Raw genomic sequence first — 14,579 nt, 5'->3', positions numbered from 1 at the left:
TGATAGATAGGAGCAATGCAATTATGATGATACAACTGCAAGGCTTGCTTTCGACAATCACCTTTTTGGATATTATTGATATTGTCGTCGTTGCCTATTTTCTTTACCGTTTGTTCCTGATGCTGAAAAACACCCGTGCCGCAACACTGGGCAAGGGCCTCATGGTGCTGATTGGCTTTACGCTTATCTGCCGCTGGCTGAATCTGCATGTTATCAGCTGGCTGCTGGAAAAGAGCATGACGGTGATCATGGTTGCCCTGCCTGTTGTTTTTCAGCCGGAGCTGCGCCGTGCTTTGGAGCAGATTGGTCGCGGCAAGCTGTTTCATAAGGGCAGTGAGCTGGACGAGCAGGAGCTGGAGGAAATGCTGGATGCCGTTGCTCACGCCACTAAGGTGATGAGCAAAAACAAGGTAGGCGCGCTGATGGTCTTTGAACGTGCTACCGGTCTGGCAGAGCGTATCGAAACCGGTGTGCCGATTGACGGTCTGGTGAGCTCTGGACTGCTGCAGAACATTTTTGTTAAGGATACACCGCTGCATGACGGCGCTGTTATTATCCGCGGCAACCGCGTTGTTGCTGCCTGCTGCCTGCTGCCGCTTACGGAAAACCGTAATCTGAGCCAGGAGCTTGGTACCCGCCATCGTGCCGCTATCGGTATGTCCGAGCAGTCTGATGCGATGATTCTTGTTGTCAGTGAGGAAACCGGTACGATTTCTATTGCCCGCAATGGCGAGCTGATGCGTTACCTGACGGTGGATGATGTGAAGGAAATTTTGCGCACGGCAATTTTCCGTCCGCATACAGCAGTTAAGAATTCTTTGGTTGATAAAATCAAGAGCTTGTGGGGCGGTGAGAAAAAATGAGATTTTTGCAAAGGCTGGCGCGTAAGGAAAACCTGTTGGCAAGGATTATCTGTCTGCTCATGGCCTGTGGCCTGTGGGTATATGTAATGACAGATCAGAACCCGATAATCGAGCGTAATATCGAGGTGCGTCTGCAGCAAAGAAATCTGCCGCAGAATATGATGGTTTTCAATGCACCTGATAAAATTCTGGTAAAGGTGCGCGGTTCGCGTGCCAAGCTGAGTTCCGATAATCTGAGTGCCGAAATCAATGCTTCTATCAATTTAAAAAATATAACCGAAGGTCAGCAGAGTCTGCCGATTACGGTAACCTACTCCGGCGGCGAGATTGTATCTGTAACGCCTAAGGAGGTTTCCGTATATGTGGATACGGTAAGCGAGAAAAAGGTTCCTGTTACTACGCGTATCGTGGGAGCTGTGAACGGTGATATGACTATTGGCAACAGTATAATTACTCCGGCGGAGGTTACGCTGCGTGGCGCAACACATCGTATTGATAAGGTCAACCGCGTTGTTGCTCCGATTGACATCAGCAATCATACCGGCAGCTTCCAAACGGAAAGTGAGCTGGTTGCCGTGAGTGATGACGGTTACGATATTCCTAATATGAGAATTATCCCTGAGCGTGTTATGGTGCAGGCTAATATGGTCAGCCAGATGCACTCGCTGGATATTCCGGTGAAATTGGTTATGAGCGGTGATTTGCCTGCCGGAGTTGTTGTTACTAAGACCGAGATCGCTCCGGAGAGCATCCGTGTGACTGCGCCTCCGTCTGTGCTGAAGGAGCTGAAGGATGTTAAGACCAAGCCGGTGGATGTAAGCAAGATAAATGGCAGTACTGTTGTTGCAGCTGAGCTTGATTTGCCGGAAAAGGTAATTCCTGAAAGACGTACAGTGCAGATAAAAATATCGGTAGAAAGGCAGAATTAATTTTAGATGAAGCTGAAAATTAACAATGTGCGTATCAGCCTGCGTCAGGAGCAGACGCTGGAGCAGGCGGTGTGCCGCAAATGCGGTATACCGCGCGAGTCTTTGGGCAGTGTGCAGATAGTACGCAAGGCAGTGGATGCGCGCAAGAAAAATGACATCTGCCTCAACTACCATGTGCTGGCAGAGGTTGAAACAGGCGGCAGGCAGGCAAAGCGCCTGCTGGCGGACCGTGATATTACACAATATCAGGAGCAGCAGCAGCCGACGCTGGAGCTGGGAACGCTGCCGCTGAGCGCACCACCAGTGGTTATCGGCGCCGGTCCGGCGGGACTTTTGGCAGCACTGCAGCTGGCGGAGCATGGCTATAAGCCATTGCTTTTGGAGCGCGGCAAGCCTGTGGCGCAGCGCGTGCAGGATGTGCAGCGCTTTTGGCAGACGGGAGAATTTAACCTCGCGTCCAATGTACAGTTCGGCGAGGGCGGTGCAGGCACCTTTTCGGATGGTAAGCTGACTACGCGTGTGAACGATCCTATGATGGCCGAAATCCTGCAGTTGTTTGTAGATGCAGGCGCGCCGGAAAATATTTTGTACGAGCATAAGCCGCACGTAGGAACGGATAAGCTACGTGCGATGGTACAGGGACTCAGCCGCCGTATTGCGGAGCTGGGCGGCAGCGTGCGCTATGATGCGCATGTTGTTGATCTGGATATTAAAAATAATGCTGTGCAGGGCGTAATCATTGATGGCGGCGAAAGACTGGCGGCAGGAGCCGTGGTACTGGCCTGCGGTCACAGCGCGCGCGATACCTACGCTATGCTGGCTCGCAGGGGCGTAGGTATTGTGGCGAAGCCCTTTGCTATCGGCGTGCGCATCGAGCATCCGCAGGAGCTGATTGACAGGGCGCAGTACGGCAGCTTTGCCGGACATCATCTGCTGGGCGCAGCGGATTACGCACTTGTTTACCATACGCAGGATAAAACACGCACAGCCTATTCGTTCTGCATGTGCCCGGGCGGTCAGGTGGTTGCTGCCGCTTCGGAGGCTGGCGGCGTAGTAGTCAACGGCATGAGCATGTTTAAGCGTGACAGCGGCATTGCCAACAGCGCGCTGGTAGTGAATGTGGACAGCCGGGACTTTGGTGAGGGTGCGCTGGCAGGCGTAGAATTCCAGCGCCGCTATGAGCAGCTTGCTTATGCGGCGGCAGGCAGCAGCTATGATGCGCCTGCACAAAATCTGGACAGCTTTTTGAAGCGCAGCACTCCGTCCTTGGAATGTCTGGTGCAGCCAAGCTATCGTCCGGGACTGACGGCCTGCAGCTTAGACAAGGTGCTGCCTGCCTACGTTACGGATACTCTGCGCGAGGGCATTACGAGCTTCGGACGCAAGCTGGCGGGTTACGCCGACGGCGGAGCGCTGCTGACGGGCGTGGAAACACGCACCTCGGCGCCGGTCCGCATCGAGCGCGACAGACAGAGCTATGTATCGCTGACGCATGATTTGCTTTACCCCTGCGGCGAAGGCGCAGGCTATGCCGGCGGTATTATGAGCGCCGCGCTTGACGGCTATCATGTGGCGCGCGCGATTATGGAAAGATTCGCGCCGATGAAGTAATTTAGGTTGGAGAGTAATACAGATTATATTGAGAAATAGCCTCTACTTGGGGAGAGGTGGCATCGCGTAGCGATGACGGAGAGGGGAGCGCTCAGCATAGCGCTGTTGGTAAGCATAGCGAGTACCAACCCCTCTCAGTCACCCTGAGGGTGACAGCTCCCCCCAAGGGGAGCCTCTATCTTCTGTTATTGTTGATAAATCTCAACAATTCCCAACTTACATATAAACGCATTAACATTAGGGAGGTTATTACAAAAATGGCAAGATTATTTGGTACTGATGGTGTTCGCGGTGTGGCGAACGTAGAGCTTACTCCGGAGCTGGCCTTTAAGCTGGGCTATGCTGCCGCAAAATACTTTGGCCGCGAGGTTTCCTGCCCGAAAATTATTATCGGCAGAGATACACGCCGCAGCGGACAAATGCTGGAAAGCGCTTTGGCAGCAGGTATCTGCAGCGCCGGCGGTAATGCACATCTTCTGGGCGTTATGCCTACTCCGGCAGTTTCCTTCCTGACCAGTGAGGTTAAGGCTAATGCCGGCGTAGTAATTTCTGCTTCTCACAATCCGTTTGAAGACAACGGCATCAAATTTTTCTCTCAGACAGGCCACAAGCTGCCTGACGCTGTAGAGGACGAAATTGCAGCTATCGTTGCTGCACCGATTGATTATACTCAGGCGGTAAGCGGCAGCAGCGTAGGCCAGATTATTTACGAAAAGGATTTGTCTGCACTGTACATTAAGCATATTCTGAGCACTGCTTATGCTAAGCTGAACGGTCTGAAGATTGTTATGGACTGCTCCAACGGTGCCAACAGTGAAATTGCACCGGTTATCCTGCGCAGTCTGGGTGCTGAGGTTGTGGCAATTTTCAACGAGCCTAACGGTATCAACATCAACAACGGCTGCGGCTCCACTCATCTGGAAGCATTGCAGAAAAAGGTTCGTGAGGTTGGCGCTAATGTAGGTATTGCTAATGACGGTGATGCTGACCGTTGCCTGGCAGTTGACGAAAACGGCGAGGCTATGGACGGCGACCAGATTATGCTGATTTGCGCGCTGGAGCTTATGAAGCGCAACAAGCTGCATGACAATATGCTGGTAACCACTGTTATGAGTAACGTTGGTCTGCATCAGGCTATGAAGGCTCATGGCGGCAAGACTGTCAAAACTGCTGTTGGTGACCGCTATGTACTGGAAGAGATGCTCAAGCACAATTATTCTATCGGCGGCGAGCAATCCGGCCATATCATTTTCTCCGAATTCGCTAAAACCGGTGATGGCATTCTGACTGCTGTACAGCTGCTGTGCGCAATGGTTCGCAACAACAAGTCTCTGTCTGAGATGAGCGGTGTGATGACTAAATTCCCGCAGATTCTGCTGAACGTACGCGTGAAGAATAAAAACGGCTGGGAAGAAAAGGCTGCTATTCAGGAAGTAATCAAAAAATATCAGGATGAGCTGGGCGAAAACGGCCAGATTCTGGTACGTGCTTCCGGCACTGAGCCTTTAATCCGTATTATGGCCGAAGGACCGAAGCAGGAGCGTCTGGAGCAGATTGCCAACGCTATTGCCGACGTTGTAACTAAGGAGCTGGCATAAGCAGGCCTTCTTGCTGAATAAAGATTAAAAGCAGACCTTTACATCATTTTCGGATGCAATGGTCTGCTTTTGTATATTTTCTTGAAAAACGCAAAAAAATAACCGCCCAGCTCCTACACTAGCGGTTATTTTTAACAGTTAATTTTGAAGGGCAACACGGGAAGTTTGAGTAAATCTTCTACTCATCAAAACTCTTGATTACGGAATAAATTATACAACCAACAACAATCAGCCCGATACCTGCTAATGCGAGGAAAGGTGCCGCAGGGAGCAAGAAGGCCATACCGCCAATCATGATTTAAATTTTGTTGTCTGGCATAAGGTGTCACCTCACAGTTCCGCCAGTGTCTCAGCATATTTTTGTTTTAAAGCTAAAATAGACAAAAATACTACTGTTTCAATAGCTACTTCCCATCTAGCATCATTCTTGTCTTTTAATTTACGTATATCATCTATAGGATTTGTAAAAATAGACGGCGCAGCTATTGTTGTGACGAGCCAAGGATCAATCTCTAAATATCTTAATTTTCTACAAGCATCCAACATATTCTCAAAATCTATCAATCCGCAAATGAGCAAATACATAACAAATCCATCCATACGACCTGTCATCATTTTATCAACAAAATCGTATGTCGGCGATGTTATTTCGTAATACTCATATTCTGACAGAAGATCTCTTTCGTATGCTTTTTTCACATTAATTAAAGCATCTTTTTCTAATTGAAGCCATGCCTTATATCCTTTAGATTCTATTGTACGCAACTTTAACCGCTCTATATATTTACCTATTACTTGCTTTTCAAGAATTTCATAATCAACTTCACTATGAAATAGTTTAAGCAGATTATGAACTTCTAATCTTTTGGCTACATCCATCAAAATATCGCAATACTCACATTCGCCAAGCATATTGCTAACTATACTTTTATAATTATCTTTGATTGTCTTTTCCAAAACCTCTGCCTTAGAAAAAGACGTTGATTCTTCAAATTGAGCATAATTAGGATAAGGATAGCCACAGATAGCAGCCAGCAATCGCCAATCATCAACAGCGGTTATATTCTGTAATATCTTAGTAATTCTTTCATTCTTGCTCATAACTAATTCTCCTGCAATAACTCATTATTCATCATTAGATTTGACATTTATGTTCTTCAAATAACCAAATAAATGTCCTGCTTGGTAATAAACACGATACCTGTTTCCTACAATACCAGTTACTCTTACAAATTCACCAGCTTTAATCGTAAAACTGCCAGAGTTATCTTTTTCGTAGCACACCGTGTCTTTTTTTAATAATAAGGTACGACCTATCAGTTCTTTGTTAAGCTTAGGAGTAGCAGAAAAACAACTGAACAATTTATCTACTTTAGTTTTAGTATCAACTACACCTTTATAGCCAGCTGTACGGTATTTTTCTACAAAAGAGCTTTCATCTGCTAAAGTTCCATCCTCATACAGAAGCGGTGTATCAATAACTTGCTTGATAGCTTTAGTTAAAAGAGCAGTTATAGCAATTTGTTTTTGGTCATTAACACTATAGTCATTCCAATCATAAGACTGATTTTTTCGCAAATTTTTCAACATGATTTCCAATTGTTCTGCTAACATTCTATCAAAGTCTGCTAACAAGGCTTCTATCTGCTCAGCACGCGCAGTTACAGCTTTTAAATATTTGTTTATTTTATTGCCATTAGCAATCCACGCTTCAGCTTTACATTTATATGCTTTAGCGTTATTCAAAGCCTCTTCTGCCTTACATTCCCACCACCAGGCAGCAATCAACAATGCCGGGGCTGCTACCAAACCTCCTAAAACAGCCGTACCACCAGCAATGCCTAAACCACCAGAAGCTAATGTTCCACCACCAAGCCAAGCTAAGGTAGCATTAGTAGCAGCTACGCCAGTCAAGCCGCCAATTGCCGCCCCGGTAGAAGCAGTCGCTAAATAACCTACCGCTCCATAAGCACCAGCAGCAGCTAAAAAACCACCTATAGTAGCGCCGCCAATACCACTAGTTATCTCAACAGCATTCAAAGAGGCCGTTTTTAATTGAATAAACTCCTGATTGCTAGGATTAAAGTTTCTTAATTCATCTATACCAATACTATCATTAAAATTTACATTCTTCATCTTAGAAAATTCATCAACGAAACTATGGATATTACCGGAAAGAATGTTTAATTTTAATTGTCCTAAAGAAGTCAAATTTTGTTCAACAATAGCTTTTCGGTCATTTATAACTTCGTCTAATAACTTTACTTTATGTTCTGCATCATCAGCTATTTTTTTTGCTTCGTCCATCATATCGCTTGCATTCCAAGCTTTTTTAACAGCAGCTCCGACAGTACCAGCCAAAGCTATTGCAACAGGGATTAATGGTAACGGCATATAAATTCCTCCTTACAATTCAAAAGCAACATCTTGATTTTTCATCATCTCATCAAATTCAGCAAAAGTCTTATATCCAATACTGCGCCCGAACGAGTTAGAAATTCGCTCTAAGCCTTTTGCCATGAGTTCAAAATCGTTATCCATAGTAGCCTTTGTAATATCCTTAAAACCGGCATTGATAGCTTCTGCTCTTTCCTTGAACAGCTTTTGGGTAACTTTTTCAAACTCTTCTGTTTCTTGATTAAGCAATTTAATCGCAGCATCTGTTTCTCTTTTTATTTTTGCATATTCCTCCTTTGCCAAGTTAGCAGCTTCTGCTGCTGAAAGTAATTCTTTATAATAAGCACTTGTTAAAACTGAACCAACCATCGCTCCAACCGCCGCGCCTACAAATGGTATGGGGATTAACATCTGTCCAACAACAGCCGTATAATTGGCAACCATTATATTAGTTCCTCGTTCTCCAAGCTGTAAAATACATTCAGACGTACTTATTTCTCCTTTGGCATACTTAACCATAATATCAGCTGTAACCTTAACAGCAGTTATAACAGCAATAGGTAAATTGGCTTTGTTTAATCCAGACAAAAACGGAGATGAGCTTTTCATGAACATTGATTCCAGCTGATGAGCAACTATTGTCGTTCCACCACCAATTACATAACCCTTAACAGTAGCTAAAGCAGTATCCTTCGCAACATTTTTAAGAGCCTCAGTAGGTGTTTTTTCACCTTTAATAACTGCTATAATATTAATGATTCCAGATACCGTTAAAGTAGCCCCACCAGTAGCTCCACCTGTTTTCAATCCAGCTTTATGAAACTCTTTAGTACAGTTATCAAAAGCTTTATCAGACAGCTTTTGGTCTATTTTTTCCTTAGCGAGTTTTCCCTTCTCTATTGCCTCATCTCTATTCTGCTTATTAATCTTCAAATCCTTATCGCGAAGATATTTTTTGTCATTTATCAATTCTTCGTTAGTCTTATCGCGCTTAGCATTATTGAACTTACGAGAAACAACTTCTAAATTATCCTTATCATTAGCTACGTTTCTAATATCTTCATTAGTATTCCAAGGATTTTCCTTATTTTCGTCAAATACTTTTTTTAATGGACATTTATGGTCGGCTTCAGCTAGATGTTTAGACCAGTTCGTGCCAAACTGTTTTTCTGCCTCTTCTTTTTTTAAACACAAAGTTTTTCCAGTGTAAGGATCTTTAACTTTTCCATTGGCAAACGCTGATTTTTTAATACCAATCTTAGCTTTAGCGTCATCAAATAATTTTCTGTTGCCAGTATAGGTATCAGGCTTTTTGTATTTAGCGTTAACTTCTTCAACACTTTCACTTATAGTTTTACCTAACATTACATCTTCGACTGTTTTCTGCGTTGTTTTATTTTCAGCCATGCTTTCAACTCCGTTTCTATTAAAATCACAAGCTGTTAATACGATTTCATTATATCTCTCTGCCCCCCCGGTCAAGCAAATGTCTTTTTTTATCTTCACAAAATGTACAGTTACTTTTTAACACTGTTATGTTCTTCTCACTTTATCTTTTCTTGCTTATATGTTACACTATAAGCAGTACTTTTTGGTTTCTTTGCAAGAAACTTTTTGGAGGTCCGCACTATGACGAACGACAAACGCGTAATAGAAAATTTAAGAGAAAACTATCTGGAAATAATATCCAACTATATTATTACAGCCTATGATACATCTTGTCATGGTTTTGCCGACTTGGGATACACGCCGCCCTTGTTGCCATTAAGGACTATTAAAAACATCGTCAAAAGCTTTTCCGACACTCCCTGCGACCTTTATCCTTCTATCATCAAATACTGCGAGGCAAAAGATATCGCAGAAAACGAGCTCTATAAAAAAGCGCACGTCTCCAAAACAGTTTTTTCGAAAATACGCAGCATGAAGGACACCGGCTATAAACCCAGCAAGAGTACGATTCTCTGCTTATGCCTGGCTTTGGAACTAAATAACAGCGAAACAGAAGTAATGCTCAACATTGCAGGCTACTCTTTATCTAACGACATCATCGCCGATAAAATTGTCAGCTATTGCATAAGCAAGCGATATTACGACGTTTATGACATCGAAAACCTTATCCTGGAAAAAACAGGTGGAGCATATTTGTACTCCTGATAAAGCAAATACACAACAACAGCTATGCCAAAAAAGAACGCCCAACTACTACCAAACAGTAATAGTTGGGCGTTTGTACGCTATGGGCTCAATTTTTTGAGCAGAGAATCTTATCTCTGTTCTCGGCTTATGTCTGACTTCAGTAGCTCTAGGATTCGCTCTAGGTTATGCGCTAGGTCAAATTCACGCAAAAAAATAACCGCCCAGTCTGCAAAACAAGCGGTTATTTTTTATAACTAAATGTTCAAGGATAACCGTCTATCGGCGGCACCTTTTCTATTTCTATGATAGCACAAAGTAAAGCGTTTGACAACCGTTCTGATTAAATTCACAAATCCCTCACGTCTTATACTATTACTTAAACTTCCCACATAAAAAAAGCTGTTTTTAGCTGCTCAAACCCTTATCACATCTAGGACTTACGAATATAAAAAACAAAATTCAACTGTCAAAGATGGGATTATACTATATGAAGCGCCTGCAGGCAAGAAAAGTTCAAGGAATGTTTTCTTGACCTGCCAGTCATCATATTGTAAAATTAAATTAGTCTGAGGATGTGCCGCGTGGGACTGCCTGCCTGCGCGGCTCATTGTCTGTTTGCTCATAAATCAGCAGAGCCTTGTCTTTGCTGCCAAAAGCAGACAGTGAAGGATGTAAGCGCATGTACCGCTCAGGCGGTGGACGAGGAATGAGGTTATCGATTAGTCAGCGGATGCCTCACGGCTGGCTGCAGGCCGCAAACCGTGTACAAAGCCCTCCGGTAACGGGGGAGAGAAAAGCACGGCGGCAGAAAGGGCAAAGAAAACTTAAGGAGGCATTATTATGTGCGGAATTGTAGGTTATATTGGTAATCACGAAGCTGCTCCCTTTCTGCTTGATGGCATGAGCAAGCTGGAGTATCGTGGTTATGATTCTGCCGGCATTGCTGTTTATGAAAACAACAAAATCCGTGTGGAAAAGTGCGTAGGCCGTCTTGATGCACTGCGTCAGAAATTGGCAGGCCATATGCCTGTGGGCAATGTTGGTATCGGTCACACACGTTGGGCAACACATGGCCGTCCGTCGGATCGCAACGCGCATCCCCATACGGACAGCAGCGGCAAGTTTGTCGTTGTCCATAACGGTATTATTGAAAATTATCTTGGCCTGAAGGAAGAGCTGATTGCTAAGGGACATGAATTTCTGTCTGAAACAGACAGTGAGGTTGTAGCTCATCTGATGGCGGACCAATATGATGGTGATTTCGAAGAAACCGTCAAAAAGGTGCTGAAGCTCATCAAAGGCTCCTACAGTCTGGTGTTTATGTGCGAATATGAGCCTGATAAAATCATCTGCACCAAAAAGGATAATCCGCTGATTATTGGTCTGGGCGAGGGTGAAAACTTTATCGCTTCCGATATCCCGGCAATTATCAACCATACGCGCCGTACCTTTATCATGAGTGACGGCGAAATCGCTACGGTAACGGCAGACGGTGTTTGGGTGCAGGATATCAACGGCACTCCCATCAGCAAGAAGGTGTTTGTCGTTAACTGGAATGCCGAAGCAGCGGAAAAAGGCGGCTTTGAGCATTTTATGCTGAAGGAAATCTATGAACAGCCCAAGGCTTTGCGCGACACCATGACCAGTCGTCTTGATGCGGAAGCAAAAACCATCGGTTTTCCCGAGCTGAACTGGACAGCAGAGGAATTGAGAGATATCAATAAAATCTTTATTGTGGCCTGCGGTACTGCTTACCATGCAGGCATCGTCGGCAAATATTATCTGGAGCAGCTGGCGCGTGTACCGGTTGAGGTGGATATTGCCAGCGAGTTCCGTTACCGCGACCCGCTTGTTGACGGCAACAGCCTGACGATTGTTATCAGCCAGAGCGGTGAGACTAGTGATACGCTGGCAGCTCTGCGTGAGGCTAAGCGTCTTGGCTCCCGCACTTTGGCGGTTACCAATGTTGTCGGCAGCTCTATTGCACGCGAGGCAGACCAGGTTGTTTATACCTATGCCGGTCCGGAAATTGCCGTAGCATCTACCAAGGCTTACACCACACAGCTTTTGGCAATGCTGATGCTGGCAATTTATGTCGGCCGTCTGCGCGGCAGCATGAGTGCCGAGCGTGAGCAGGAGCTGGTGCAGGGCCTGACCTTTGTGCCTGAGCAGATTCATAAAATGCTGGAAAACGTGGACCAGATTAAGGTGTTTGCGCGTGAATACGGTAGCAGTGAGGACGCCTTCTTCCTGGGACGCAGCCTTGATTATGCCGTAGCGCTGGAGGGTGCGCTGAAGCTGAAGGAGATTTCCTACATTCATGCGGAGGCTTATGCTGCAGGCGAGCTGAAGCATGGTACTTTGGCGCTGATTGTTTCCGGGGTGCCGGTAATCGTACTGGCAACGCAGATGGATGTATATGATAAAACAGTCAGCAACCTGCAGGAGGTTAAGGCGCGCGAGGCTGTAGTTATTGCTATCGGCTTTGAGGGCGACACCTCTCTGGAAAAATATGCGGACCATGTTATCTACATCCCGCGTACGGATAAATATCTGGCACCGCTGATGGCAGTGCTGCCCTTGCAGCTGCTGGCCTACTATGCGGCGCTGACTCGCGGCTGTGATGTTGATAAACCGCGTAATCTCGCCAAGAGCGTAACAGTTGAATAAAAAATAAATTAACAGCGTAACGGATGCAAAAATCTGTTACGCTGTTTTTGTAAGAAAAAAATAGTTGCCTGCTTGTGGTATACTAATAGTATATTGGTTTGGAAGGGAGCGGGGAGCAGATGGCTTATAATGAGCTTTCCAAAAAATATGGTGATATCAGGAGTATGATGCGGCGTTTTTATGTATACGGTTTTGAAACACGGCAGGATTTTAATGATAAAAGTCAACGTAGTTATGATGATGAGCGTCGGCGCATACAAAGCTGGCTAGATGAATATATGGATACTAATCCTGATGTAGCTGGCACAGCCTATCAGATTTCGCTTAATAGCAGAGATATAAGTCACAATCCTTTGTATAAAAGCTGGAAGGCTAAAAGCTTTACCGATATAGACATCACTTTGCATTTTTATCTGTTGGATATTCTGGCGGACGGGCAGGCTTATTCTGTAGCAGAGATGGAGAATTTGCTTAGCGACCGCTATTTTAACTGTTTCAGCAACAATATGCATCAGCCGGACGCTAAAACAGTGCGCAACAAGCTTAATGATTATGTTGAATTGGGGTTGTTGCAAATAGTGAAGCAAGGACGCCGAAATTTGTACCGGTTGCAGCAGGATAAGGTTAATTGGCGCAGCTGGCAGCTGGCCTGTGCCTTTTTTTCTGAGGCGGCGCCTTTAGGAGAGGTAGGCTCCTATATCCTGGATAAGTTTGCTGAGGACTGTGATGTTTTTAATTTTAAGCATCATTTTATCTTATATACAATGGATAGTCAGCTGCTATACGAGCTGCTGGTGGCGATTAATGATAAGAAGTCTGTTACAATCTACAGATGGGAGAAAGATCAGCAAACTGTCTGTCCCTTGAAAATTTATTGCAGCACCAGGACTGGAAGGCAATACCTTTTGGGCTACAGCTTTACTGACCAAAAGCTGGTTTTTAATCGCTTGAACCGTATTGAGCGTGTCGAGGTAAAAGAGAAAGAGCAGGATTATGAGCATTATCTGCAGCTGGCACAGAAAGCGGCACCACATATCTGGGGTGTAAGCTTGTTTGGCGCTGGCAATCTGGAGAAAATCAGCTTCACGGTAGAGGTGGCACCTGACGAGCAGTTTATTGTGCAGCGTCTGGAACGTGAAAAGCGCAGCGGCACTGTGGAGCAGCTTGATGCCGAGCATTATCGCTTCAGTATTGTTGTCTATGACGCACGTGAGCTGCTGCCTTGGATACGCACCTTCATCGGGCGTATTACAGCCTTTAGCTGCAGCAACAAGAATGTCCAGGAGCTTTTCTTTGAGGATTTGAAGCAAATGGCGTCTTATTATCAAGAGGAGGCAGCAGATGAAAAGCAGTGACAGCTTTTTTAACGAAATATACGGCACCTATTTTAGGGTTGTCGGCTTTATTCTGGAGCAGGCGCAAAAGGGTGAGCTGACAACAGAAAAAATAAATCGGATTGTGCAGGAGCAGGCCTTTGGCGACAGCTATCTGACAATACCCAAATCATTAAAGGATTGCGAGTGGCCGTTGCTCCAAAGCAATATGACTACACCGCTGCAGCATACTCCGACGATGCCTCTGACAATTCTGCAACGGCGCTGGCTGAAAACCTTGCTGAGCGATAAGCGGATGCAGCTTTTTGATGTAGATTGTACTGGCCTTGAGGATGTAGAGCCTTTGTTCAGCCAGGAGCAGTTTGTATATTTTGATCGTTATAATGACGGTGATCCTTATGATGATCCGCAGTACAAGCAGCATTTTCGCCTGCTGCTGCAGGCTATAAACGAAAAACGCAGGGTGGAAATCAGCTTTATCAACAACAAAAACGATAACATGCGAAAAAGATATCTGCCAATGCAAATAGAATATTCAGCGAAGGACGATAAGTTTCGCTTAAAAGCGGTGTGTGGCAGCTCTCTGCATTATGTGAATGTTGCGCGTATCAAAGAGTGTCAGCTGCTAGAGACGGCAAATGCAGAGATTTGTGAGCAGAAGGCACCGGAGCGATGCAAGCTTACTGCATTGCTGACGGATGAACGCAATGCTTTGGAGAGGGCGATGCTGCATTTTTCGCATTTGGAAAAGACAACGGAGCGTCTTGATGAAAAGCATTATAAGCTGCATCTGACATACGATAAAAGTGATGCAATAGAGATGGTTATCCGTATACTGTCCTTCGGACCGTTATTGCAGGTGCAGGAGCCTGCCAGCTTCATTGAGCTGCTGCGCAAAAGGCTGCAGAAGCAGCTGGCGCTGCAGGCAGATAAGTAAAAGCAAAAATATCATCTGCCAGAAGCTAATTTGATGCCGAAGCCTTATTATAAACCACCGGACCTGTGGATTTTCTGCAGGCCCGGTGTATTTTTTTGTATTCT

General features: G+C 45.3%; 11 protein-coding genes. 8 read left to right on the top strand and 3 right to left on the bottom strand.

The window, feature by feature from the left end; genetic code table 11:
- Positions 1–23: 23 nt before the first annotated feature.
- The 4 genes from cdaA to glmM all read left to right on the top strand — a co-directional run bounded on the left by cdaA (position 24) and on the right by glmM (position 5,001).
- Positions 24–863, top strand: a complete 840-nt coding sequence (cdaA, locus tag Q0G26_RS00190) for a diadenylate cyclase CdaA (RefSeq protein ID WP_293827411.1) — start codon at positions 24–26, stop codon at positions 861–863.
- Positions 860–1,792: a CdaR family protein gene (locus tag Q0G26_RS00185; RefSeq protein WP_293827408.1), complete on the top strand. Its 933-nt coding sequence runs from the start codon at positions 860–862 to the stop codon at positions 1,790–1,792. The genes cdaA and Q0G26_RS00185 overlap by 4 nt, the downstream gene beginning before the upstream one ends.
- Before the next feature lie 6 nt (positions 1,793–1,798).
- Complete coding sequence (locus Q0G26_RS00180) at positions 1,799–3,403, top strand: FAD-dependent protein (RefSeq protein WP_293827405.1); 1,605 nt, start codon at positions 1,799–1,801, stop codon at positions 3,401–3,403.
- A gap of 257 nt (positions 3,404–3,660) precedes the next feature.
- Positions 3,661–5,001 (top strand): phosphoglucosamine mutase, encoded by a 1,341-nt coding sequence (glmM, locus tag Q0G26_RS00175; RefSeq protein WP_293827402.1) that lies wholly within the window; start codon positions 3,661–3,663, stop codon positions 4,999–5,001.
- Positions 5,002–5,331: 330 nt separating this feature from the next.
- On the opposite strand, the gene Q0G26_RS00170 is transcribed toward glmM, so the two are convergent.
- Genes Q0G26_RS00170 through Q0G26_RS00160 form a run of 3 tightly spaced genes read right to left on the bottom strand, consistent with a single transcriptional unit; the run spans position 5,332 to position 8,805 of the window.
- Positions 5,332–6,102: a hypothetical protein gene (locus tag Q0G26_RS00170; RefSeq protein WP_293827400.1), complete on the bottom strand. Its 771-nt coding sequence runs from the start codon at positions 6,100–6,102 to the stop codon at positions 5,332–5,334.
- A gap of 24 nt (positions 6,103–6,126) precedes the next feature.
- A complete protein-coding gene (locus Q0G26_RS00165) occupies positions 6,127–7,395 on the bottom strand; it encodes a hypothetical protein (protein ID WP_293827398.1) in 1,269 nt (422 codons plus the stop codon).
- A gap of 12 nt (positions 7,396–7,407) precedes the next feature.
- The gene (locus Q0G26_RS00160; RefSeq protein WP_293827396.1) at positions 7,408–8,805 is read right to left on the bottom strand and encodes a hypothetical protein; all 1,398 of its coding nucleotides are present in this window, start codon (positions 8,803–8,805) and stop codon (positions 7,408–7,410) included.
- Between the two features lie 222 nt (positions 8,806–9,027).
- On the opposite strand from Q0G26_RS00160, the gene Q0G26_RS00155 reads away from it, so the two are divergent.
- From Q0G26_RS00155 to Q0G26_RS00140, 4 genes are all read left to right on the top strand, one after another.
- Positions 9,028–9,552, top strand: coding sequence for a hypothetical protein (locus tag Q0G26_RS00155; RefSeq protein WP_293827394.1), 525 nt, complete (start codon positions 9,028–9,030; stop codon positions 9,550–9,552).
- 822 nt (positions 9,553–10,374) lie between these two features.
- Positions 10,375–12,204, top strand: coding sequence for a glutamine--fructose-6-phosphate transaminase (isomerizing) (gene glmS, locus Q0G26_RS00150; protein ID WP_293827391.1), 1,830 nt, complete (start codon positions 10,375–10,377; stop codon positions 12,202–12,204).
- Positions 12,205–12,323: 119 nt separating this feature from the next.
- Positions 12,324–13,559 carry a WYL domain-containing protein gene (locus tag Q0G26_RS00145; protein ID WP_293827388.1) on the top strand — a complete coding sequence of 412 codons (1,236 nt, stop codon included), beginning with the start codon at positions 12,324–12,326 and terminating at the stop codon, positions 13,557–13,559.
- Entirely contained in the window at positions 13,546–14,475 is a 930-nt protein-coding gene (locus Q0G26_RS00140) for a WYL domain-containing protein (protein ID WP_293827385.1), read from the top strand. Before Q0G26_RS00145 ends, Q0G26_RS00140 begins: the two co-directional genes overlap by 14 nt.
- Positions 14,476–14,579 lie beyond the last annotated feature (104 nt).

Source organism: uncultured Phascolarctobacterium sp. (assembly GCF_934190775.1).
Classification (GTDB): Bacteria; Bacillota; Negativicutes; order Acidaminococcales; family Acidaminococcaceae; genus Phascolarctobacterium_A.
Note: the sequence above shows the minus strand (reverse complement) of the source record. Positions and strands in the feature narration are given on the sequence as shown.

Bases quoted from the DNA above. Each gene is read 5' to 3' on its own strand.
- cdaA (WP_293827411.1), top strand. From the start codon at position 24: ATGATGATACAACTGCAAGGCTTGCTTTCGACAATCACCTTTTTGGAT.
- Q0G26_RS00185 (WP_293827408.1), top strand. From the start codon at position 860: ATGAGATTTTTGCAAAGGCTGGCGCGTAAGGAAAACCTGTTGGCAAGG.
- Q0G26_RS00180 (WP_293827405.1), top strand. From the start codon at position 1,799: ATGAAGCTGAAAATTAACAATGTGCGTATCAGCCTGCGTCAGGAGCAG.
- glmM (WP_293827402.1), top strand. From the start codon at position 3,661: ATGGCAAGATTATTTGGTACTGATGGTGTTCGCGGTGTGGCGAACGTA.
- Q0G26_RS00170 (WP_293827400.1), bottom strand. From the start codon at position 6,102: ATGAGCAAGAATGAAAGAATTACTAAGATATTACAGAATATAACCGCT.
- Q0G26_RS00165 (WP_293827398.1), bottom strand. From the start codon at position 7,395: ATGCCGTTACCATTAATCCCTGTTGCAATAGCTTTGGCTGGTACTGTC.
- Q0G26_RS00160 (WP_293827396.1), bottom strand. From the start codon at position 8,805: ATGGCTGAAAATAAAACAACGCAGAAAACAGTCGAAGATGTAATGTTA.
- Q0G26_RS00155 (WP_293827394.1), top strand. From the start codon at position 9,028: ATGACGAACGACAAACGCGTAATAGAAAATTTAAGAGAAAACTATCTG.
- glmS (WP_293827391.1), top strand. From the start codon at position 10,375: ATGTGCGGAATTGTAGGTTATATTGGTAATCACGAAGCTGCTCCCTTT.
- Q0G26_RS00145 (WP_293827388.1), top strand. From the start codon at position 12,324: ATGGCTTATAATGAGCTTTCCAAAAAATATGGTGATATCAGGAGTATG.
- Q0G26_RS00140 (WP_293827385.1), top strand. From the start codon at position 13,546: ATGAAAAGCAGTGACAGCTTTTTTAACGAAATATACGGCACCTATTTT.